Here is a 21,171-nt window from a genome sequence, read left to right as displayed (position 1 = left end):
ATTCTGAGGTAGAAACGGCACCGGCGGACTCTCATCTCCCGGGTACCAGTTTGCTTTTTTCCTCAGACTTCCCCCTCAAAATCCCGTTTCACAGTCGATAGAAACAGGAAGTTTGGTACACAGTGGTACACATTTGGTACACGCCACCGGGTACCTAAATTCGAGGGAGAAGACGGGGAAATGGAACGGTATGGACTGCTTTCCCGGTCAGGGTACTGGTATTTCAGGATCAGAGTGCCCGTTGGCCTGCAACGGCTCTTGAAATGCAGGGAAATCAAACGCTCATTGGGTAAATGTGACTTGAACTTGGCAGAACCTGCCGCTAAATTAGCTCGTCTGAAGCTGAAAGAAATATTTACCCAGATACAGGAAGGGGTTATGGATCATAAAGCAGCATTATTGATCATCAATGAGGAAGTCGGAACTCTTTCGCGTATCATTCAATACAAGCGGAATGCCCAAGCCAAGGCAGAACGGCTACAGGCTTTGGCCAATGTCTTAACCCGCCTGAAAAATGAAGCCAATGAGGAATTGAGCGATAAAGACGAACTGGCATTGATCAAACTGTTCAATAAAAAGGTGAATGAGCACCGCAACAGTCTAGATTTGCTGACACGGGCAATTCTTGATACTCCTTCCTGCGATCATGCCGAAGAAGAAACAAAAGATACCGAGGATCCCGATTTTCTGATGGACTTTTTCCGGCGGAGTTCCCGAAAGCAGGAAAACACTGAAAAACTTTCAAAGCAGTTGGAGCCTTCTTCTCCTCCTGTCGCTTCATCTATTCCTCCGTTGGCGGAATTGACGGAACATTTCTGCCGAGAGAAGACTAATGACAATTCATGGGCACATAATACCGCCACTAGCGGGAAAGCACACCTTCAACTGCTTGTTGAATATGCCCAACTGTGTTCCGTACCTCTGGAAAAAATGGATCGGGCTTTTATTCTTCAGCTCCGTGACAATGTACTGAAAAAGCTCCCGCGCAAACGGAATACCGATCCTGCATTTAGAAGCAAAACACTTTCTGAACTGCTGAAAATGAATCATAATTCACCGTTAAGTGATAAAAGCATCAATGAATATCTGCTTACATTCGGCAGTTTTTTCGAATGGTGCCGGGAAAACCATTATATGAATGCGGATAATCCGGCCAAACGGCTTCAAATTCAGATTAAACGAAAAAACAATGAGAGCCGAGATCGATATTCCCATGTGGAATTGATCAAAATTGTTGATGAGCTTGCCAACTTGCCGCATGCCACCCCTAAGCAACAACAACGCAATCTCCAGTTGCGATGGATTGTTTTAATTGCCATGTATCAGGGGATGCGGCAAAATGAAATCTGCCAGTTATTTGTCGATGACGTGGCAACTATCAATGGGATTCCCTGTTTCTGCGTCAATGATTCGCATTGGAGTAAATCCCTGAAGAATCAACAATCTTTCCGTCAGGTTCCGATTCATCCAGAGCTGTTGAAAGCTGGATTTCTGGAATATGTCTGCAAACTACGGGAACATCCAGTTCTTACCCAATTGGAACGGAATGCCAGAAATCAGCAGTTGGATAATTCCGAACAGGTTCGGTTGCTTTTTCCCTGCATGAACTACAGCCCGCAACACCACTACACCCGGAATTTGACCAACTTTTACAACCAGTTCAACAGAAAACAGATTACGACTGATACCAAGAAAACATTTCACAGTTTCCGACATAATGTGATTACCCAGTTGGCTCATGAAGATGTTCAAAGGGTACATATCGCCCATCTGGTCGGTCATGAAACCGCAGATACGACAACTCGCGTATATACTAAGGTGGATATTGAAAAGCTGTTGACAGTAATCACCAAAGTGAACTACGGTTTTGACTTGTTGGAAAAATTGCATTTGTCTCCCGTGAAAGATGATGTACTCAAAGAGCAGATTGCCCACCTTCCTGTAAAGGAATGAGTTTTACCTTTTAAAAAAAGAGGCTCCGGTTTTAATCAGAGCCTCTTACCGGATCAAGCCTCGCGATAACGGGGCTTGAAACAGGTACAGACAGTGGAAGCCAGCCAGAGCAGACCAGCAAGCAGCATCAGGCCGATACCAACCTCAAGCAGAGAGGGTAACAGTGCGATCAGCAGCCATGCGGCGACAATGGCAAGTGCAACAATTGAGATTTCTTTCAACATGGTAGGTTTCCTTATTGTGTGGTTGAAGATAAAGCCGACGGCAGAAGCTTCTGCCGCCGGGGTACCTGGGTAGGCACCATTCCGAGTGTACCATGTTCGGAATGGGAGCGGGTCTGTTTTGGTCGGACCGTGCAGTACGCATCAAGAAATGATTTTCCCTATTACAGATGAATAACCTAATCTGCATAAAATGTAAAATAGGTTATTCTACCGTAATAGTAAAATTCAATCATTGTTTCCAGAGGAAAGAAGGTTTCCCGTCAAGCCCGAACAGCCGGGTCAATCCCCGGTAACAGAGATCAGCACGGGCCGGACTGTACTTCTTTGCGGTTTCAGTGAAGGCGTTCAACAGGCTCCACCGGGTAGGCTCTGCGAACTCCTCGTGCCTCGGTTCCTTGAACTCTTTCCAGACGTTCAGGATGTCGCAGCTCGGAATCGCCTGAATCTCGGCGGCCTTGACGATGGAGGCGCGTACCTCATCATCTCCGACTTCATCGATCTTCAGCCCTTCGGCCACGGTTTCGAGCGTCAGGAACTCTTCTTCGAGAGAATCCACGGCATCGATTACCAGATCGCGCACCCGGATTTGCCGGGTATGGCGGCGCTTGATGACCATTGAACCGCCAAAGGCGTTGTTCGAGCAGACCAGCACCGTAATCCCGGCGGTCAGACCGACCGACAAACTACGGTCATGGCTGTTGCGGATACCGATGCAACGGCTCCATTCGGGCGAACTGCTGCGGTTGATCCGCATTACTCCGAAGAGCTTCTGTCCATCCCGCGCCAAGCCGTACTGTTCATCGAGAATCTGCCAGCCGCGCGAGTTCACCACGTCACCGACCGCATCGATCACCTCCATGTGCGGTACCGGCTTCCAACTGGCCGTTCCAATCGGAGTCGGCACCTGCGCAATCTCTTCGCGCCCGACAAACCGGGCATTGCTTTCAATCATCAGTCCCATAGTTATCTCCATTTCTTTAAATGCCACTGCTTGCAACGATGCCAGTAAGGACATTCGCCACAGGCAAACGATGTTTCATTTGGCAGAAACACACCTTTATTGATCGCATACTGCGCCCGGCTCGCCAGTGCTTCGAATCTGCGGAAGTCGTGAAAGCCACGACTGGTGTAGTGGCTCTCGCAACTCGGCTTCTTCGTCTTGGTAACCACATCGAACCGGAAAAGCGGAGTGGTGCCGGTCAGCTTCTCATAGGCATAGCTGAACACGGTCGCCTGTAGATCGCGTTCGGCCTTTCCTGCGGGCCAGCGGCTCGCGGATGTTTTCCAATCCACGATGCAAATGTCCCGCCCATCCTGAACGATGCAGTCCCATTCCCCGATCAGGGAGTTATCCAGACCGGGCACCTCGACTTTAAACGCACGTGCAACACTCTTGACCGTGTAACAGTCCGACCAGTTCGCCGACACTGCATCCAGCATCCGGGAAGCCAGCTCCACCATCGAATCATAGTTCTCACCTTCCTTATAGATCAGGTTCGGTGTCGCCTTGACTTCGACTTTGAACGCCTCCGCGAACTGTTCAACCATTTCATCGCAGGTCAAAGAACCGCCTGTCATGCACTCCCATGCCTGAACCGTCAATGCGGCATGGAAGGCGCGTCCGAACGGGAAACAGACAGAAGTCCGTTCGGCCTCGGCGTGTTCCACATAGCGATACATGAATTGCGCCTGACAGATGTTGAGGTACGTATTCAGCGCTGAATACGACCAGTGCGGCTCCTGCCGCAGTTCGTCCAGTGTTTCCATCATGCGGCCCTCCATTCATTGATCTGATTGGAACACTGTTGCTTGGATAGTTGCTGAACATCCGCGACATTGAATTTCGCGGCGATCTGTTGCGGCGTAATGCCGCGCATCCGGGCAAGGTCAAGCAGGTAGCGAATCTGTTTCGGACTGGCCGGAACTGTTTTGCCTGATTGCTGCGGTTGCTGTGATTGCTGCTGCCGGTTGCCGCCGTGAAGTTCGGCTTCGACCGACTGCCGCACGAGTTCGAAGGTATCATGGATGCGTTCCTGAAGCTGATTCGCGTTCAGGCCGTCAGGGAGTTCGCATTCGATGGAAGCGTGATAGCTCTGGCTCGAATATTCACCCTCCGCCGGGACTTTCTTGGAATAAGATGCGTTCAATTTCAACATGGCTGCCTCCTTGAAATGAAAAAGCCGCAGGTGTTTATCCTACGGCTCGGTTTGATTAATTGAATTGCTGGTTATCACATCGCCATTTTAATGCGTTCCAGCCTCCGGCGGGTCTGTATGAACTCACGCTCCTTTTGCTTTTGCAGGAGTGTAACCTCTTTCACCTTGCGGATCAGGATGCCGGATTCATCGAGCAAGTGTTTGAGTTTGCTCCGCAGTTCCTCAACATTATTGCTGAGTTCTTCCAGCGGAGAAGCGGCAGGAACCGGATCATTCGATTCCACAACTTTGTTTTCAGTGGTTTCCATTTTCTTTTCTTCCTTCTGCGGTTGATGTTTCGGTAATATGTGAATCGGCATGGCCAAATAACGTCCATACCCGCCTTCGGCAACAACTGGAATCCTGCCGTCCGAATGTGCCCCGAACTTCGTGTACCCTTGTTGAAGCATCCGGAGCAGAATGTACTTGTTGAGAACCAGTACGGCACGTGGCAGTGCTCCGATATGATCAACAGTCGTTTCCAAGTGCATATCGGGGTAATCCGTCGGAATGACTGAAACTCCATCCGGGGTGACATTGAGTTCGATTCCATGATAGGGTTCATGGTCTGGAACTGTTTTCAAAAAGTCGATCACCTGTACCGGTTCGTGAAATGTAATGGAGTAATCAAGTGCATTACCGGTCGGTATAACCTGTTTCCAGTTCGGATAGTTGCCGGATGGAGCTTTGCCGGACCATGTGAAATCGCCGATCTTTATCTGGAACAACTGGGAATTTCCGTTTGTCCAAGTGGCAAGGGTTCCTGCATCATGCAGTCTGGCTGCCAGTAGAGCCAGAGGGAACGGGATCGTTATTGATTCTTTCAATGTCAGAGAACACGGCAGATTCAACAACTGTTTCCCGTCTGTCACAGTGATGCCGTCTTTTGAGAGATTGACACCCTGCAACACTGCTCGCGGTTCATTCCGATTGATGATCGGAGCGGCTGAAGCCAGAAGATCAGTGAACTCCACCGGTAATTCGGTAACGGTCGCATCAACAGGAACGGCTTCCTGTACCGGATATTCAACTTTCCTGCCTTCCAGTTCAATTTTGCCGCCTCTGGCTGTACGCACCATCTCCCGCAACATCCGGTACTCGACAAGGAAATCCACTACACCTTCTACTTCAGCATCAATCCGAAGTGAAACCAGCTCCGTACCATCAGTCACCACCGCCAGAACATCTCCCGGAGTGCCGACAAACCGCACTCCCCGGAATACCTCCACCGGACTGGTCTGGCATACCATCTTCCCCAGTATCCGCAAGGCATCATTCAATACTTTCTTTTCAATCTTCATTTTTTCCTCCTTAAGCTGCATTTGTTTTCGGCCATAACCGTTTCTTTCCTCCCGATCCGGAGAGTAAAGACAAAAACACCCGGCAGTCAGGTAACTGTCGGGCATTTTCGGAACCATAAGGCTCCCATCAGATGATTATAACGCAATTTCAGGAGAAATTAAGCCTCTGTACTGTCGACCTCAACTCTTATTTGAATATCCTTACCACTACTCTTCCTTCAATTTCGGCGCAATCGCTGTTTATGCAAAACGTTTTTCATCAATCTCACCGTCCTGCTCCATTATAAACAATCCGGCAACGTAGAGGGCGGACTGTCCGTAAATTCCAGTTTCTTCATCAGCATAGTTGGCGGCGGTTTTCGATTTGTAGAAACGACACAGGGCTTCCTTTTCGCCAATCTCGTAATAGTTACAAATCAGACGAACAATTTCCGGAATTACTGTGGCTCTGACTAAATTATGCTCAATCATGGGAAACCTTCGCAACGGTGTAGCAGGATTCATATTTCAAATACGACAAGGCACGTTCAGAACAGAAAGCAATTTGATTGTTGATCTTTTGAAATCTCAATCTTTCAAGTGCATCCTCTTTGCGCATGATTCCGGCGATAACATACGAGATGGTTTCTCCTACATTGTCATTGGCGATCTTACCTGTAATCACGTCTTTGCCATGTGTGAAGGTATGATCCGAACGACAGGCGACAACAAGATCCAGCCATGCAAGGTTTGCTTCCGGAAAATCCAGAAATTCCAAATCTTTTCGGGATGCGACTTCATCAAATTCAAAAACTGAAACTACAGCCTGTGCGGAAGGACATCCATTACGAACTGCAGCTCGTTGACGACGGTAAGCCCAACGTTCGGCTTGCTCTTTGATATCGGTTGTGTAGAACGCAAAACCAAAATCCCGCCCGATTTCGCTGCGGATAATACGTGGAGAGTTTACTACGGTAAGTCCTCCATGATACAGCTTCATTTTTTCAATTCCTTCGCAAGATATTCATCGAAGAATTGCATAAGGGCTTCCATTCCCATACCGTGCAAGTCCTCATAGTCCGTTTCCAGCATCTCCAAAAGGCCGCTTTTCTGAAACAGGTCATACACTTCCGGGCCGGTTTTCTGTATATGTCTGCTGTAAAACTCGATGCAGAATGTTTGAAATGACAATTCACTCATATCATAAGCTCCTCAACTCAAATATACTCATTCTTGACCAAGTAATTCATTTGAGCTGTTTCAAAAGTTGAGTTCGGTGAAAAACTCATACTAAGCGGAAAGCGATGTAGGATAAAATTAGCATGGATTCGCCATTTGTCAAGCATGCGATCACTTAACCGGAACAGTTAACCATAAAAAGCCGATTTTTTGAACACCCAATGGCAGATCACATCTCTCCACTCTTCTTCACAGAACTCCAGCCAGTATCATGATCGTTTTCCGGCGGGGGTCATACTCATATTCCGGCGGATTTCGGTGCGCGCCCACATAAAATCACTCTTTGTTGTTCTTCAACGCTTCTTCCGGTAAATTGTACCCCTGTTCAGCAACCTTGCGGAACCAGAAATCGGCTTGTTCGGCGGATTTCTCCACTCCGTAGCCGTATTTATAATAACAGCCCAGCATATATTGCGCTTCCACATGACCTTGTTTCGCGGCAAGTTCAAGCCATTTCGCAGATTCTGTATAATCGGTCGGTAAACCCAGTTCCCCCGTTGCATATCCTTGCGCCAACTTGAATTGCGCCTCAACGAAACCTTGTTCAGCGGCTTTACGGAGCCATTTTACCACTTCGGAAACGTCCTGTTTCACGCCATGCCCCTCGGCATAACAAATTGCGAGAGCATATTGAGCCGTTGTATCGCCGTTATCGGCGGCTTTACGAATCCACTTCACTGCTTCGGTATAATCCTGTTTGACACCTTTTCCCATGTAATAACAATTGCCGAGATTGAATTGCGAATATGCCCAACCCTGTTCTGCGGCTTTGCGATACCATTTAACCGCTTCAGCGTGATTCTGTTTGACCCCCAAACCGTTTTCGTAACAATACCCAAGATTATGTTGGCCTTTGGCATCCCCCTGTTCAGCAGCTTTGCGATACCACTTGAACGCTTCTGCGTGATCCTGCTTGACGCCGATACCGTTGCCATAACGATACCCCAGTTTGCGCTGCGCCACGGCATCGCCCTGTTCAGCCGCCTTGCGATAGTTTTCAATCTCCGAGTTTCCGCAGACCACACCGATTGCAAACGCAAAACAAACAACCGCAACGATCATTTTTTTCATTTTTCACCCTCCATACAAATAGATTTAAAATACCATATGAGTTCTTCTGCGCCTTTTGCTTCAGCTTGTTCATGCAGCCGACATGCAAAATCCCAAATCGCCTTATCGACACCTATGGGAATATGATGTTTTAGTAGTTGTTGTTTTACTTTTGCCATATCCCAGTGACGGTACTTGAAATTGATTCCACTGGCACAGGAAAGTTCAGCAAGTTTATCTCTTGCCGCAAAATCATTGCCATCATATACCATGCTGAAGCGGTATAAACAAGCCGTAAGCTCGTACATTTTCTGTTGTTCATAATAATAGCCAAGATACTGATATGCTGTTCCGATGTCCTGGCGATCATTGAGAAATTCAAACATTTGTCCAAGCACTTCCCGCAATCTTTGTAAATTATCCTGCTGTTTCAGCAATTCAGCATACTCAAACCAGTAAGCGGCACAATATGGATTCCATGCAATCGCCTTTGTCAGCAACGTTTCATCATTTCCCTGCAATTTACTGTACAGGAAATAGAATCTGCCGTAATCACGATCCGCAAGCCGCAGTTCTTTAGCGTGGGGATTGAAATTTTTGTAAAGTATCAGAGCAAACACACTTGGAAAATTAAAGTAACGGAAGTGTTCATCTTCCTGTGGCGGAACTTCATTTTCAGCTTTGACAAATTCAGAACGCATCAGCTGAAGATCGCCGCCTTGCTCCAGTAAAATTTCAGCACGATCCAGCATCATCTGAAAGGTCGGATCAGCCGGAGAGTGTTCAGGCTGAAATTTCTGCAAATCAGCAGCAAGAATATCATTGCAAGTACGATACCCGAAGAGTAAATGAGTACCCTGCAAACACCAGTAAGCCCATGGTGCGTAGCCGAATTGATCTGTCGTCACCGGAGCTTCGCGTAATGCCTCAAGGAACTTTAAACGGAATTGGGGTTGACGTTCGGCAAGAAAATGCAAAACCGTTCTGCCGTAAACATCTTTGGCATCGGGATATGCCCCGGCTTCAAGCAACTGTGTGATGTTATAAGTATAGATATTGTGCCGAACCGCATACATCAAAGGGGTTCGTCCATAGATATCCCTTGCATTGACATCGGCTCCGGCTGCCAGCAGAACTTTTACTCCGGTAACAGATTGAAGATCGTAAAATGCTTCAAGAAGCCGCAAAGACCGTTCACTTGTGTTGGCATAATCAAGAAAGTTTGCGGTTATTTCTTCTGCCGTATCAAGCCTGACCTTGAGATATTGCAGCAGTTGTTCTTTGGGCAATACAGAAACAAATCCTTTGTGTTCAAAGTCTTTAAATAACCCCAAACCGTCAGGAAAATTCCGAAGTATTCCCATTAAAGGAGTAACACCATTTCCATCTCTGTAATTGACATCAGCTCCGGCCGCAATCAGCATCTTCTGAATCGTTGAACCACCATACCGACAGGCGATAATCAGCGGGGTATCACCATGATTATTGCTGATATTGACATCGGCTCCGGCATTTAAAAGTAGCGGTATCGCTTCAGTAAAGAATGATTCCGCATCACATTCTGTATGTTGAATGCTCTTCTCTTCCGAAGAGTCCGGAAAAGGGATGTAATCAGGATCATCACTCCCCGGATGTAAAACGCTGTTCAACTGTTGTAAAAGTACAAGCAGTGGAGTACTTCCATCATGATTACGGGCATTGACATCTGCACCGGCATTCAGCAATCTCTGGATGGTCTTTATGGAATATCGATGTTTCAGCACATCATGCAGAATCACATTCCCATCCTGATCTTTCTGATTGATGTCAGCACCATGATCCAAGATGAAGGCAACTTTTTTTACCGCTTTTCGTTCACGGAGAGCGAGGGATGAATGGTATTGCTCGTTTTCCATTTAAACATTGCATTCCGAAGTTATTGAGGATAGTTCTTCTTAATTTGGTAATCAGCGTTAAGGGCTTCCGGCGGACGCTATGCTCTATTTCCGACGGATGCCCCTTAAAGCACATAAGAGTGTTTACTGTTCTTTTTTCAATTCTTCATCCGTTATAGTAGTTTTAATAACAACATAATCCCCGTTTAAATGTCCATACAGGGAAATACTTACATTGGAACGTGATGCGGAATAAAAAATTTCATCTGAAAAACCAGATCTCTTTATCTCATCAGGAGAAATATTAAACTTCTCACAAGCACTTTGTAATGTCGGAGCCAAAGTATTCGCTAACGATCCATTTCTTCTTGTTTTGAATACGACTTCTACACTATAAGCTTTTCGTGTTACAGGTGTCATACGAACAAGACATCCAATACTACTGTTCTCACGTGAGCGAAACGCACGAATATTTTCTTGCCCTTGTGCTCGTAATAACTGTTCCAAGCTTTCATCTTTTTGCCAAGTACTATTAGAATGAGGCTCACGTCCAAGTATAAAGCCGTAAGCATCTACTTTTTCATGCCTGTCTTGAGTCCTTGAGTCCAATGCAGCTCGAATTTCAATTCCGCAAATTAAGATATGATGATTATATGTTCCTGTAATCAGTTTGACAGCGGGATCAAAATTCTGGGTTTTACAATTTTTCGCCACGGAAATTAGGTCATTATTGTCTTTAAACTTATACAAGATGAGTTCATCAAAAGCTTTGGTTTTACCAAATCTTTGAATTCCATATGTGATGTTTGATTTTTTAAGTGTCGCCTCTATTTGTTTGATAATTTCGCTATAAACATTGTCATTGGAATTTTCGAAGGCTACTTCAATGGCGAGAATCTCTTCTTTTTTATCATTTGTAATAAAAAATTTTGCAGGCCCCCAAGGGAGAACTCCTCCAAACACACACTTGGTATTAATGTCAACTCTTGCATCACCGTAACCTATCTCTCGCCAATAAATAGAATCATGAGGAAAGTCTTTGAGTAAGAACCCTAGAATCCCATATCTCGAGCTTCCGGGAAATTGGTTTCTGTACACTTGAATTTTTTCATTCAATTTCACCCCAGCAATTACAATCTTTCCATTATCAATTGAAAGCAATGAATCTTTCTTTAAATAAAAACTATCAGACGGTTGAGGAGAGGTGTTATTCTTTACTTTTGAACTTAGGTTTGCGGATAAAGCTGTTTCTTTAGGCGCGCGACCACGCCGTCCCCTGGAGTTCTTGCTCTCGGCAGACTGAACATTATTCGGCTCAATATTGCTGGACGAGCGTTTTTTCTGTTGGTCTGCTTCTGTCGGGTGAGTATCAGAAGGAGCTGACAGAGGGGCGGCCGGCAAAGACCGTTTAGCAATAAAAGGATTCCAAATGCAGGCGATTGCCGTTGCTGCGCAAACCACCACAACTCCTGTCGTTATTAATTTATATTTTCGTGATTTCTGTTTAATGGAATTTTCATTTGATGGAATCTCTTTGGGGTGATTTTTGAAGTTTTTTCCATTATGAATCACGATAATTTTTCCACAATGAGGACATTCAGCTTCCATGCCCTCCCATTCTTCCTCTGCTTCGACATGTTTTCCACAATGTGGGCAACTGAATTTAAAACTTGCCATCTTTTCCTCCTTGCTGTGTGTTATTGACTATTCAAATTCATAATGAAGACATAATATGGAGATGCCTGAACTTCTTCAAGAATTTTTGTTTTCAATTGTTCTCCAGAAGCAGGATTGTACTTCAAATATTGAATAACTTGATCACGTTGATGCCAGTTACCGCCATACAGGAGACCAATCAGCGTTTCTTTGACGAAATACGCCTTGACATCCTCCCCGTTATCGGAAGAAGCGTATCCAAATTCATGGATAAATTTGTTATACTTTTTTTCCAATGCAGACAGGTCTTCCGAAGTCATCGGCATTTTTTTATTCAGCTCTCTATCCGGCATTAACTTGCCATTGGAATACGCGAGAACCAAAACTCCACAAGGGTTCATGGTTGCCAATGGAGTAGAAAAATCATCAAAATGCCTGAACTCAAACCGGCCATCTCCATTCACATCATCCAGACGTGGTATTTCACCAGTGGGGCCATAATAAATCTGTCGCCAGCCGTCCGCATCGAATTCAATCACTCGCAGATGATACGGACCGTACTTACCGCCACCGAAATCATGAATCAGCAGATACCGCTTCCCATTTCGGAACAGGTCGAAGAATACCGGTTCCTCTCCCGCGTCAAGCCATTCCAATTTGATAACATCATCCCGGTATTCAAGCGGTTTCAGCAAATAAGAAGAAACGTACGCATAATACTCTAACGATGACACATTGCCGGTTCCATCATGCACCCATAACGTATGCAGGAAGCCGTCGTCATGATTACGCTGAAGCGAGACCCGGTATTGAGGAGAAGGCGTACATCCTGTCATCAGTAAAGAAGCACAAAACAGAATCGCTGTAAATGGATGAAAAACTGTTATCATTGCGCATCACCTTATAAGGCGCGACCATCAACCATGATCTTGACGGTTTCTCCTGCTTTCAGGTTAATCTCAAACTGAGCGCGATTCTCATAATTGATCAACAGCTCTTCCGGTTTACCGGCCGGGGGAGATACCTGTTTCCTGTTTTGTCTGGATTTTTTAGAAGAAGAAAGCGGATCTTTATGTTTAACTATCTTTACCTTTGGCCGATCCAGTTTCTTGTCGTTGACATAGACAATAATGCCGCCCCAAATCTGTTGATCATTTACCATTGCAGTATAGATGTTGCAAGTGATCTTGCAGGGTACTTCCGCTCTATATTCCAGCGATGACTTCCAAGGCAGTCTTCGAATCTTATCAGTGATCCGGCCAAGATCAACCAGCATACCCCATGGAGATTTGGCAACATTATTCTCTGTGGAGATGATAAAGGCATTTCCATCTTCCCGTGTCGTAATCTGCCTGCGGTTTCCGGCAGCAATTTTCACATCGGCAACAAGTGCGGTTTTACCGCCATAATCTTCTCCGGCCATTACCGGAAAAGAGAATGCAACGGCAATAAGCACCGATAAAAATTTCATGTTCATTTGTTTTTCAATTTTCATTTTTACTTGCAGTTTCATGACGTTGTTTGATTGATCTATTTTGATGAAACCTTAGAATATATGGAACGTTGGTTCCGCAAAACGCATTCACAATTCGAGCCAATAGCCAAAAGATTCCAAGCGGCAACAAAATAACTTGAATGATAAATAGGGCAATATATATGTAAGAGAGTTTCAAAAGATTTTCAATCATATTTTGAGGATTGATCGCTTGGAATATTGCCCACAAATCGGCAACCTTTTCTTTTATGAAATCGGTACTGTTTTTCAATGTATTCCACATACCGTCGTATTCCGGAGGCAATTCCTTGAATCGCTCCAGTGGAGGAGAAAACTGATTGAGTTCTTCCTGTACATGGTTGATCTTTGGTGAAAAATAATAGTGATCCAGACCTGAACTGATCAATGCAGTAATCGGCAGACACAACCGAGCAATGGCAATCAGGAAAATCACTTTCAAAATAATTCGCTGTAATTTTTGGCTCCACTCCCAATGAAAAAATGAAATAACAATTAGGACCACAATAGCGGCAGCAAGCAAAAATGGGGTAAGCCATAAACATAACTCATAAACGATCTTTTGAATTCCCAATGATACTATGGCAGTGATTAAAATATCTGAAGTCCGTTCTGTCAGGTCATCCAAGGGATCAAGTATCTGCCCGGCCGCCAATGATACTCCTGCTCCCAGAGAGAGATGAAGTTGAGATTCTTTTATGACGGATACACCGGCATTGATTCCCCGGCAAATGGCATAAGCAGTTCCCGCTTTGGAAATAGCCTTTGTAAAGTACACATCCGCATTCTGGTCCAGATATGGAAGTCTTAGACCTGGCAGACAAAATAAGATAACAGCGACAACTGCCCAGATACTTTTTTTTATTTTGGGATACCCTTTTTTCATATAATCTTTTTATCAGATATTGAATTTAAATGCAACCTGAAGCGCGTTGAACCTCTTCAAAGATCCTTTAGTTCTGCAACACTTCCATTGTTGTCATATTGTATTTCAAAAATACCCTGATATCTTTCATTATTACTCAGGAACAGCATTGTTTTTCAGTAGTTTAGAAAAAATATCGGGAGTTTTGGACTGTATTTGTTTCCATGCCTCCTTCAATACTTCCGGGATTTGTTTGCAAGCGAAATTGCGAGCTGCTTTTTTCGCACTGATTCGTTCGGCTTCTGAAAAATCATGCGACAGGTAATATTGGGTTAAATAACACGTCTTCAAAGTTGAAAAAATTGCGCATGATGCTTGGAGTAGCGCCCCTTTTCCCGGAATAGGCAAAACATTCAGCAGAGAATTCACATCTGAGCTCTCCAGAATTTCTTCAATGGAACCAGCCAACAGTCCGCTGAAAAGGACATGCTGGTAAATGCGGAGAAGCTGCGGAAGTGTCGGTCGGAATCCATAAATATTGATGATTTGGTTTATTAAGCGCAGATTCCAAAGCAACATAAACATCATATCACCGCCCCCCAGAGGGGAAACAATGGTTGAAACTGCGGCCATTAAAGCATGTTTGTGTCCTTCCTCATCTGCCGACACTTTGCACTCATTCAGATATAATTCCATCCCCTGTTGATATTCGCCAACCATCAGAGTATTTGTCAATATATTCCTTTGAGTTTCATTCAACTCTCCATTTGAGAGAACATGGCGGATAAACCGCTCATATAAAACATCTGTAGCTGGATCGAATGGATTCATTTCCCGGATTTTACCCAGCGAACAGGTAGTCCGGCGAAACACTTTGCAGAAATACCAGAGCAGCAAGCCGGGTGGAAGTAAAATCATGACTCCATCAAAAAGAATTTCCAGCAAAAAACTAATGCGTCCCAGTTTGTCGCCTATTATAATGATATTGCTGATGTAGAGAAGGAGAAACAACGCCGCAATTCCTGCTGTTACTCCCAAGGTGATTTTTCTCAGGTTGTTCATGATTGATAGACCCTTTTTCTTGCCTCCTCCAAATCTGAAAGGTCTTTCTGAAATTCACGAATAAACTCTATATCCGCAGTTATTTTTTTTGTTTTTTCATTATATTCATTCTGCCATTCACCTTTATCTTTACGTAAGGCTTCCTGCAAATCATCGCTACAACCTTTTATCAGTTTAATCTTATCATCAGAATACTTTTTCACGGCCTCCTCAAACCTTTTTTGAAAATTCTTAAAATAGTCAATACGAGCCTTTGCTTTTTTGCTATCGGTCATCCATAACCGCCCACTCCATCCTATCAACGGGTCGTTACTATCATTACTGACAATATCCAAGGAACCATCAGCAGAATTAATAGCTTCTTTTATTTTATCAAGTACACTTGTATAATTTGCCGCATGTAATAACAAAGATTCATTATTCTTAGTGTTCAAAGGAAAATCGATTCTTTTTTCAATTGCATTTTGTAGTTTCTCTACAAAATGGTTACATGCACAGCGGCTTTGGTTTTTAATTTTATTTCGACCTTCTGGTGGCCACACTATTTTCAGTAGTTCTTTATCCGCCTTGGCATATTGTATCTTTTTTGCTTTCTTGAAATCTTCAAATTTTGGTATTTTCTGCAACATGCTAGAATCGTTTTGTTCATTAAAAAAAAGATTTTTAATTTTCTCCTCGATCTCTGCCAATTTATCTCCGATAGAAATTGGCTCGTCTTCTTTGTCCTCGTCCATCAAGCGAATATCTTCAAACTTCTGATCAATGGCATCCCATTTCTCCAAGTCCTGTTTCCATCGCTGGTTGATCTCATCTTGCAATTTGATAAAGTCTTCCAGAGGCAGTGCCGTTTTTATCCATTCTTTCAAGGAATTTAAAGCATTTTTATCCAGAATTTCGGTAACGCTATTTTGACAGAGCTTGGAAATTTCATTTTTCAAATCCTGAATATGAGAATCATCATAAAGCTTTTCTAAAGTTAAACCATCCATAAGCTTATCCACTTGGAAACGCCTGTTTTTGCTATCCCAAGCCTGTGCTGCATTAATACGGAATGAACGGGGGGGATTCACACCGAGGCTTTTAGCGAGGTGGCCTATCGCTTTATTGTTCTGTTCTTCTATAACCTCTGATTGAACCTCTGATTTGAGCCAATATTGTGCCCGGATTTCATTAAAAACGACAATATATTCTTTAGAGTTATTAATCAGAGAGAGAATGTAGTCTCTTGCTCCGCTATTGATAGCAGCAATGGAACTCTGTACATATAAGAAGTAATCTGCGGCCTTCGGCAACTCGGCGATGATGGGATCGGTTTTTACATTGGCAATGCTGCCGTCCAGACCCGGCATGTCGAGAATCCCGATGTTTTTCAGTAGAAAATTATCATCTTTTTCGGACTTAATTCGAATCTCCACCAACATAAGCTGGGGATAACGAGACAAAATTGCCTCCGTCAGAACTGCCTCGAGATTATCTTTGGATGGATGAAGATCATGGCCATTCAGCAGGTAGCGTTCTGACCGTTCCCAGTTTCCACCTTTAGAAATAAATTCCCAATCATAAAGCCCACGAAAATAATCCAGCAATTCCCGTGCTTTCTCCTGCCGATCAGTTTCCTCCCGCTTTTTATTTCCGGTGAGTTGATATAAATAAATCCCCTCGGGATGTTCCTCATCTGCACAGAGGATGAGCGAACAATGGAGCGTCGTTTCGTAACCATAGCCGGAGGGACTGGTATAGTGTTCCGCCAGTGCATTGATAAGAGTGGATTTACCAGCTTTCAATGCACCAAAGACTGCAATAAAGAATCTATTTGTCTTAAATTGCCTGATATTCCGATCCAACTCATGCAACAACGTCGTCATAAAACCACGAATGTCGGCATCGGCAATCTGGTCTTTTTTCGCGTCGTATTTCTCGAAAATTTTATCTCCCAGTTCTACCAGTTTGTCAATATTTGGATTCTTGTGTTGTCTTGACTGCATAGTTTGAGCAGATGCCATTTCCCATACTCCTTCGATTATTTCAGTGCTGAGTGTAATGCTTTTGACGCAACGGAATAAAAGAACCAATCAAACCGAGCATACCCATCAGAAGGATGCCAGCTTCCGGCCAACTGCGAGGCGGTAGGAATGTATATTCCGGCTTTAGTTCCAAATTTCCGAATATTTTCTTCCACCAAAGCGTATTATTGAGAATTTGTGCATTAATTTCTGGAACAAAGACGAGATAATACACAATCAGTGTCAATGATATAGCGAAGAGTGCCAAGCCTATACCTTTGACAAACATTCGTTTGCCGTTATTTCCCCAATAAGGCAACATTCGCATCCACTTCCATGCTTCCCTGATGACGCCAACCAGAAGAAGCAGGCCCAATCCTCCCAGACATGCAATAAAAAAACACGATGCTAAAGTAATAAAGGCTTTCAACAGGCTCAACAGAAACATGATGGTAATCCAGAAAATCAGAAAACAGACACAGCCACCGCCACACCCCCAATTATCGTCATGGATCGTTACATCTATTTTCTGTTCTGACATATATTTCTCCAGCTTGTTTTGCACAGGGACAGACGAATAAAGAAAAAGCCGACTCCACGTGTTTTTGGGAATCGGCTTGAAGGCGGGCAAAAAAAGACGGACGCCTCCAAGCACCAAGACAGAGGTCCGACCAAGAACCCGCCATGAAAATACAAGGAAGCGCCCGAAAGAAGTGTATGCACTTCTCCCGGGCATTCTCGCTACTCCATGGCAAATCTTTTTTTAAACTTGGTCGGTTTCTGTCTTGATTCGCAAAAATACACGGAATGTGGAGATCAACCCGACTGAAAATCAGTCTGTTATACAATAATACTTCAGAGGCGATCAGGCAAGTGGAAAAGGAACTTTTTTTTTGCGTTTTTTCAGGGTATTTCCGATGCAGCAGCCTATATAATATTGTACGCGCGCGCGCGTTGACAGCCTATCCGAAAATCTGACATCTCGTTCATCTGGAAGCTGAATTCATCAGACCGGCCCGCCTTCTGATCAACCGAGGAAGATACCAGCGGTAACGGAATAAAGCCAGTACCAATGTAATTCCATACCAAAGCGTATCCCAAGACAGGTTTTCAAATGCGAGAAGATCTGCCGCCCATTTGCATCCCAGCAACAGAATCAGAAAAAAAAGGCTCGTTTTCAACACCGAACAACCCGTCTGCAGATGTTTGACCCGAATCCGCTCAAACAGAATCACGCCGATGCCCCCACCAAGCAGTAGGGAATAGACAACACCTTCCATATCCCTCTCCCAAGCAGCCAGCCCGCAGAGTAAGGCGCTGATCAGCAGCGGAAGAATATGATAAGCCGGCTCCTGAAATTCTTCTGATTGATTCATGGCAGGGAAACTCCATAGATATCCATGCGGTCAAGCATAAGCACCGGATAGTTTTCACCGAAAGCGGAGAAACCGAACTGCCAGTTTCTGGAATCCATGAATTCTTTTCCCAACTCACCTTCTCCGATTTTCCGGTCATCAAAAAAGACTTTCACCTTGCCTTGCACCAGACTGATACGCAAAATTCCGCCGCCAGTCGCGGCTTCTCCTTTACAAGGGACTTCCCGCCATCCTTTGCCGCCCACACCGATTTCAGCCAAAGAGAGCGTATTGACACACAAACGGCTTGCTTTAAAAAATTCCTTCCCGGAAGCGGCATCCCGGCGACAGTCAAACGTCAATTCCCAGAAACGGTTTGCCATGGGAATTCCCTTTTGCAAATCGAAACTCCAGAAAGAAAAAGTCAGCTCCGTCCCGGCCGATGGAAAATCGTTCAACCCTATGACAAGCTCAAAAGAGGCGGGGAGCTTTTCCGCAGACGGACTCAAAAAAGGGACCGCCCCCATGACGATAAGCCCGTACTCCCCCGCAAATGTCAGGCTTCCCGGAATCAACAGCGGAGCCTCCCATTTCTGCATCATACTGAAGTCATCGCCAAACAAATACTCCGCCAGCGGCGCATAAGAAGATGGATATGGAGTCCGGGAACGTTTCACCTTCTGCAGAATGGCGACAATTTCCTCTTCCGAAATTGTCAACTGACCGGCAGCTCCGGCTGCTCCCCAGAGCGTATTTACGGCAAGATACTGTGCCAACCGTTCCTGAAAAGGCCGACGCTGCTCCGGCTGCAAAGCCGGGTTGTGCACGATCAAAGCACAACGTTCCCGTTCCCGGAGCATCTCTCTTGCATTCTCGGCGAGAAATCCGGCCTGATGTTTTACGCTATCGGAGAAATGCTCGAACTGTTTCCGCATGGAAGTGTATTTCGCGAGCGCAAGTTCAGCAGACCGCCGGTTCTTCTCGTTTTCCATATCCGCTTTATCCACAACCCAGAACGCAGTGATTGCAATGGACACTACAAGAAAGATTTTCAACACTCGACAAAGGCAGTCGAGAAACCGGTTGACCAATTTGACGCTCCGGGCCTCGGCTGCACGAGAAAATCGGCGACGCAACCCGATGTATTCCGCAATATTCCGCATTCCTGCGAAAAAATTCTTCAACAGACCGACCCACCGATATTTCGGAGGCGGCGGAGAATATCGGCAATACTCCTGTACCAACCGATTCAAACGCGCATATTCCGCCTGATCCTCCTCCAGCGGCAGCGTACTGGGCAATTCGGGATAGGCATCCGGCGGCAATCCGGTAAACGCACAATAGATGACTTTTCCCAGAGCGTAAAAATCACAATACTGGCTTTCTTCAATCGATAACGCTCCTTCCTGAAAACGAAGGGCCAGATCTGGCGGAATGAATCCTGGTGTCCCGGCCATCTTGACCGTGACGTTCCTCGAAGTCACCAGACTGATATCACCTAATTTGGGAACTCCGTTGACATAGACGATATTACCGGGCTTCACATCCCGGTGGGCCATACCGTGTGCGTGAAGCACCTCCAATGCCTGCCGGATGCCTTTCGCAAGAAAGTCGGTGTCGGATATGGAGAGATAACCGCCGCCTGTAAGCCGGTTCTGCAACGTGAACGGCCGATACTGTCCCGCAGTCAGTGAGTCTGCCGCTTCCATAGAGTAGTAAAGAAAAGATTCATCCTGCGCCACGTGCAGAATCTGGAGCAGATGAGGGTGATTCTCGATAATCTGTCGGTAATTGCACAGACCGGTGAACTCCTGTTCAAAATTCTCCAATCCCTGCTCTCGGGAAATGATCTTCAAGGCGAGTTTCTTGCCGGTAATATCCCGTACCAGATAAACTTCACCAAAACCGCCGCGTCCACAGAATTGCAGAACGGTAAATCCGTGAAACTCTTCGCCACTTTTCAGCATTTTTACACTTCCAGCTCAATCGCACGTAACTCTTTCATACCGGAATACGCGTGATTCAAAAGCATTTCATCAGAAATCTCATCCGGCGAAAGCTCTTCCTGAAGTTGCATCACCAGTCTGCGCAGTGCTTTTGTACACCGGCTGCATACTGCATAAACATTACTCGTACTCTCCTGAAGGAAATCGGCAACGAAAGAAGCATCACGCCCCTGCAACTTGCAAAGCTGGAATATTTGAAAATGCCTGCCGCTCACCTGTTGCTTCAACTCCTCCAATGCCAGACTGAACAGGTACTTTTGCCAAAGTTCCAGCCACTCACTTTCTTCCTCATGTTCAGAAGGAGATTCTGGAAGCTCCTCCATCGTCACTATGAAGTTTCTCTTTTGCGCCTGTGCCTTCCGCTGTATCTCCCGAACACATCTTTTAATGATTCCTCCCAGATAATCCCGGAAACGTCCCCGTGAAGGATCATAGCAACTGATTTTATCCTTCGACCGGATTGTATCATAAACTAAATCGATCAATTCCCGGATCTGATCCCGGTTCAACTTCTGTTTCCTGCCGTACATGATGATCAAGGAGCGGTATTTGGGATAAAAGTGTTCCCAGTCAGCCGGAGAAAGGGCATCGCTTCTCATTCTGGAAGCCAGATCAATCCATGTCTGCCAGCCTGATTCTGCCTTAGGAGCGTATAAACTATCGTAAGAGTTCATGATTCAACCAAATGTTTGATCAAAGTCCATTTTATTGAAATAATATAGCTACAATGAAGATAATCAACCTGTTTCAGCCGATAAAAGCGCTTTTTTCACACCTGTCCTAACAAACTTTTGAAGGGGTGAAAAAAGTGGAGCCAACTTGTCCGTAATAGTATATTACGGTTGCCTAAACCACAAGGAGGCTCCGTAATGAAAAATACATCAGTCAGTCTTTTT

21 protein-coding genes are annotated in these 21,171 nt (G+C 45.1%); 1 reads left to right on the top strand and 20 read right to left on the bottom strand.

The window, feature by feature from the left end; translation table 11 throughout:
• The first annotated feature begins 180 nt into the window (after window positions 1–180).
• On the top strand, window positions 181–1,953 hold the full coding sequence (locus FYJ85_RS21575; protein WP_154420766.1) for a site-specific integrase: 1,773 nt from the start codon (window positions 181–183) through the stop codon (window positions 1,951–1,953).
• Between the two features lie 53 nt (window positions 1,954–2,006).
• Here FYJ85_RS21575 and FYJ85_RS21570 read toward each other — a convergent pair whose 3' ends face one another.
• From FYJ85_RS21570 to FYJ85_RS21475, 20 genes are all read right to left on the bottom strand, one after another.
• Window positions 2,007–2,177 carry a hypothetical protein gene (locus FYJ85_RS21570; RefSeq protein ID WP_154420765.1) on the bottom strand — a complete coding sequence of 57 codons (171 nt, stop codon included), beginning with the start codon at window positions 2,175–2,177 and terminating at the stop codon, window positions 2,007–2,009.
• A gap of 229 nt (window positions 2,178–2,406) precedes the next feature.
• Window positions 2,407–3,138 carry a DUF932 domain-containing protein gene (locus FYJ85_RS21565; RefSeq protein WP_168963945.1) on the bottom strand — a complete coding sequence of 244 codons (732 nt, stop codon included), beginning with the start codon at window positions 3,136–3,138 and terminating at the stop codon, window positions 2,407–2,409.
• A 2-nt stretch (window positions 3,139–3,140) separates the two neighbouring features.
• Window positions 3,141–3,947: a PD-(D/E)XK nuclease family protein gene (locus FYJ85_RS21560; protein ID WP_168963944.1), complete on the bottom strand. Its 807-nt coding sequence runs from the start codon at window positions 3,945–3,947 to the stop codon at window positions 3,141–3,143.
• Window positions 3,944–4,333, bottom strand: a complete 390-nt coding sequence (locus FYJ85_RS21555; RefSeq protein WP_154420762.1) for a MarR family transcriptional regulator — start codon at window positions 4,331–4,333, stop codon at window positions 3,944–3,946. Before FYJ85_RS21555 ends, FYJ85_RS21560 begins: the two co-directional genes overlap by 4 nt.
• 74 nt (window positions 4,334–4,407) lie before the next feature.
• The gene (locus FYJ85_RS21550; protein WP_154420761.1) at window positions 4,408–5,673 is read right to left on the bottom strand and encodes a hypothetical protein; all 1,266 of its coding nucleotides are present in this window, start codon (window positions 5,671–5,673) and stop codon (window positions 4,408–4,410) included.
• Between the two features lie 240 nt (window positions 5,674–5,913).
• Complete coding sequence (locus FYJ85_RS21545; protein ID WP_154420760.1) at window positions 5,914–6,144, bottom strand: hypothetical protein; 231 nt, start codon at window positions 6,142–6,144, stop codon at window positions 5,914–5,916.
• A complete protein-coding gene (locus FYJ85_RS21540; RefSeq protein ID WP_154420759.1) occupies window positions 6,137–6,652 on the bottom strand; it encodes a DUF3990 domain-containing protein in 516 nt (171 codons plus the stop codon). Before FYJ85_RS21540 ends, FYJ85_RS21545 begins: the two co-directional genes overlap by 8 nt.
• A complete protein-coding gene (locus FYJ85_RS21535; RefSeq protein ID WP_106051538.1) occupies window positions 6,649–6,852 on the bottom strand; it encodes a DUF3791 domain-containing protein in 204 nt (67 codons plus the stop codon). The genes FYJ85_RS21540 and FYJ85_RS21535 overlap by 4 nt, the downstream gene beginning before the upstream one ends.
• 315 nt (window positions 6,853–7,167) lie before the next feature.
• Entirely contained in the window at window positions 7,168–7,962 is a 795-nt protein-coding gene (locus FYJ85_RS21530) for a tetratricopeptide repeat protein (RefSeq protein WP_154420758.1), read from the bottom strand.
• The gene (locus tag FYJ85_RS21525; protein WP_154420757.1) at window positions 7,959–9,836 is read right to left on the bottom strand and encodes an ankyrin repeat domain-containing protein; all 1,878 of its coding nucleotides are present in this window, start codon (window positions 9,834–9,836) and stop codon (window positions 7,959–7,961) included. Before FYJ85_RS21525 ends, FYJ85_RS21530 begins: the two co-directional genes overlap by 4 nt.
• Window positions 9,837–9,959: 123 nt before the next feature.
• Window positions 9,960–11,492 carry a hypothetical protein gene (locus FYJ85_RS21520; RefSeq protein WP_154420756.1) on the bottom strand — a complete coding sequence of 511 codons (1,533 nt, stop codon included), beginning with the start codon at window positions 11,490–11,492 and terminating at the stop codon, window positions 9,960–9,962.
• Between the two features lie 20 nt (window positions 11,493–11,512).
• Window positions 11,513–12,361 (bottom strand): hypothetical protein, encoded by an 849-nt coding sequence (locus FYJ85_RS21515; RefSeq protein WP_154420755.1) that lies wholly within the window; start codon window positions 12,359–12,361, stop codon window positions 11,513–11,515.
• 11 nt (window positions 12,362–12,372) lie between these two features.
• Window positions 12,373–12,966, bottom strand: a complete 594-nt coding sequence (locus tag FYJ85_RS21510) for a hypothetical protein (RefSeq protein WP_206213386.1) — start codon at window positions 12,964–12,966, stop codon at window positions 12,373–12,375.
• Window positions 12,956–13,870 (bottom strand): hypothetical protein, encoded by a 915-nt coding sequence (locus tag FYJ85_RS21505; protein WP_154420753.1) that lies wholly within the window; start codon window positions 13,868–13,870, stop codon window positions 12,956–12,958. The genes FYJ85_RS21510 and FYJ85_RS21505 overlap by 11 nt, the downstream gene beginning before the upstream one ends.
• Before the next feature lie 132 nt (window positions 13,871–14,002).
• On the bottom strand, window positions 14,003–14,911 hold the full coding sequence (locus FYJ85_RS21500) for a DUF697 domain-containing protein (RefSeq protein WP_154420752.1): 909 nt from the start codon (window positions 14,909–14,911) through the stop codon (window positions 14,003–14,005).
• Entirely contained in the window at window positions 14,908–16,914 is a 2,007-nt protein-coding gene (locus FYJ85_RS21495) for a dynamin family protein (RefSeq protein ID WP_154420751.1), read from the bottom strand. The genes FYJ85_RS21500 and FYJ85_RS21495 overlap by 4 nt, the downstream gene beginning before the upstream one ends.
• A 22-nt stretch (window positions 16,915–16,936) precedes the next feature.
• The gene (locus FYJ85_RS21490; RefSeq protein WP_154420750.1) at window positions 16,937–17,455 is read right to left on the bottom strand and encodes a hypothetical protein; all 519 of its coding nucleotides are present in this window, start codon (window positions 17,453–17,455) and stop codon (window positions 16,937–16,939) included.
• Window positions 17,456–17,900: 445 nt separating this feature from the next.
• Window positions 17,901–18,290, bottom strand: a complete 390-nt coding sequence (locus FYJ85_RS21485; protein WP_154420749.1) for a hypothetical protein — start codon at window positions 18,288–18,290, stop codon at window positions 17,901–17,903.
• Window positions 18,287–20,236: a protein kinase domain-containing protein gene (locus FYJ85_RS21480; RefSeq protein WP_154420748.1), complete on the bottom strand. Its 1,950-nt coding sequence runs from the start codon at window positions 20,234–20,236 to the stop codon at window positions 18,287–18,289. Before FYJ85_RS21480 ends, FYJ85_RS21485 begins: the two co-directional genes overlap by 4 nt.
• A gap of 2 nt (window positions 20,237–20,238) precedes the next feature.
• A complete protein-coding gene (locus FYJ85_RS21475) occupies window positions 20,239–20,949 on the bottom strand; it encodes a sigma-70 RNA polymerase sigma factor region 4 domain-containing protein (protein ID WP_154420747.1) in 711 nt (236 codons plus the stop codon).
• Between the last annotated feature and the right edge of the window lie 222 nt (window positions 20,950–21,171).

The sequence above is a fragment of the Victivallis lenta genome, assembly GCF_009695545.1.
In the GTDB taxonomy this organism is placed as follows: Bacteria; Verrucomicrobiota; Lentisphaeria; order Victivallales; family Victivallaceae; genus Victivallis; species Victivallis lenta.
The sequence above is the reverse complement of the archived record's forward strand: the minus strand, read 5'-3'. Positions and strand labels throughout refer to the sequence as shown.

Excerpts from the sequence above, each read along its gene's own strand:
- FYJ85_RS21575 (WP_154420766.1), top strand. The coding sequence starts at position 181 with ATGGAACGGTATGGACTGCTTTCCCGGTCAGGGTACTGGTATTTCAGG.
- FYJ85_RS21570 (WP_154420765.1), bottom strand. The coding sequence starts at position 2,177 with ATGTTGAAAGAAATCTCAATTGTTGCACTTGCCATTGTCGCCGCATGG.
- FYJ85_RS21565 (WP_168963945.1), bottom strand. The coding sequence starts at position 3,138 with ATGGGACTGATGATTGAAAGCAATGCCCGGTTTGTCGGGCGCGAAGAG.
- FYJ85_RS21560 (WP_168963944.1), bottom strand. The coding sequence starts at position 3,947 with ATGATGGAAACACTGGACGAACTGCGGCAGGAGCCGCACTGGTCGTAT.
- FYJ85_RS21555 (WP_154420762.1), bottom strand. The coding sequence starts at position 4,333 with ATGTTGAAATTGAACGCATCTTATTCCAAGAAAGTCCCGGCGGAGGGT.
- FYJ85_RS21550 (WP_154420761.1), bottom strand. The coding sequence starts at position 5,673 with ATGAAGATTGAAAAGAAAGTATTGAATGATGCCTTGCGGATACTGGGG.
- FYJ85_RS21545 (WP_154420760.1), bottom strand. The coding sequence starts at position 6,144 with ATGATTGAGCATAATTTAGTCAGAGCCACAGTAATTCCGGAAATTGTT.
- FYJ85_RS21540 (WP_154420759.1), bottom strand. The coding sequence starts at position 6,652 with ATGAAGCTGTATCATGGAGGACTTACCGTAGTAAACTCTCCACGTATT.
- FYJ85_RS21535 (WP_106051538.1), bottom strand. The coding sequence starts at position 6,852 with ATGAGTGAATTGTCATTTCAAACATTCTGCATCGAGTTTTACAGCAGA.
- FYJ85_RS21530 (WP_154420758.1), bottom strand. The coding sequence starts at position 7,962 with ATGAAAAAAATGATCGTTGCGGTTGTTTGTTTTGCGTTTGCAATCGGT.
- FYJ85_RS21525 (WP_154420757.1), bottom strand. The coding sequence starts at position 9,836 with ATGGAAAACGAGCAATACCATTCATCCCTCGCTCTCCGTGAACGAAAA.
- FYJ85_RS21520 (WP_154420756.1), bottom strand. The coding sequence starts at position 11,492 with ATGGCAAGTTTTAAATTCAGTTGCCCACATTGTGGAAAACATGTCGAA.
- FYJ85_RS21515 (WP_154420755.1), bottom strand. The coding sequence starts at position 12,361 with ATGATAACAGTTTTTCATCCATTTACAGCGATTCTGTTTTGTGCTTCT.
- FYJ85_RS21510 (WP_206213386.1), bottom strand. The coding sequence starts at position 12,966 with ATGAAAATTGAAAAACAAATGAACATGAAATTTTTATCGGTGCTTATT.
- FYJ85_RS21505 (WP_154420753.1), bottom strand. The coding sequence starts at position 13,870 with ATGAAAAAAGGGTATCCCAAAATAAAAAAAAGTATCTGGGCAGTTGTC.
- FYJ85_RS21500 (WP_154420752.1), bottom strand. The coding sequence starts at position 14,911 with ATGAACAACCTGAGAAAAATCACCTTGGGAGTAACAGCAGGAATTGCG.
- FYJ85_RS21495 (WP_154420751.1), bottom strand. The coding sequence starts at position 16,914 with ATGGCATCTGCTCAAACTATGCAGTCAAGACAACACAAGAATCCAAAT.
- FYJ85_RS21490 (WP_154420750.1), bottom strand. The coding sequence starts at position 17,455 with ATGTCAGAACAGAAAATAGATGTAACGATCCATGACGATAATTGGGGG.
- FYJ85_RS21485 (WP_154420749.1), bottom strand. The coding sequence starts at position 18,290 with ATGAATCAATCAGAAGAATTTCAGGAGCCGGCTTATCATATTCTTCCG.
- FYJ85_RS21480 (WP_154420748.1), bottom strand. The coding sequence starts at position 20,236 with ATGCTGAAAAGTGGCGAAGAGTTTCACGGATTTACCGTTCTGCAATTC.
- FYJ85_RS21475 (WP_154420747.1), bottom strand. The coding sequence starts at position 20,949 with ATGAACTCTTACGATAGTTTATACGCTCCTAAGGCAGAATCAGGCTGG.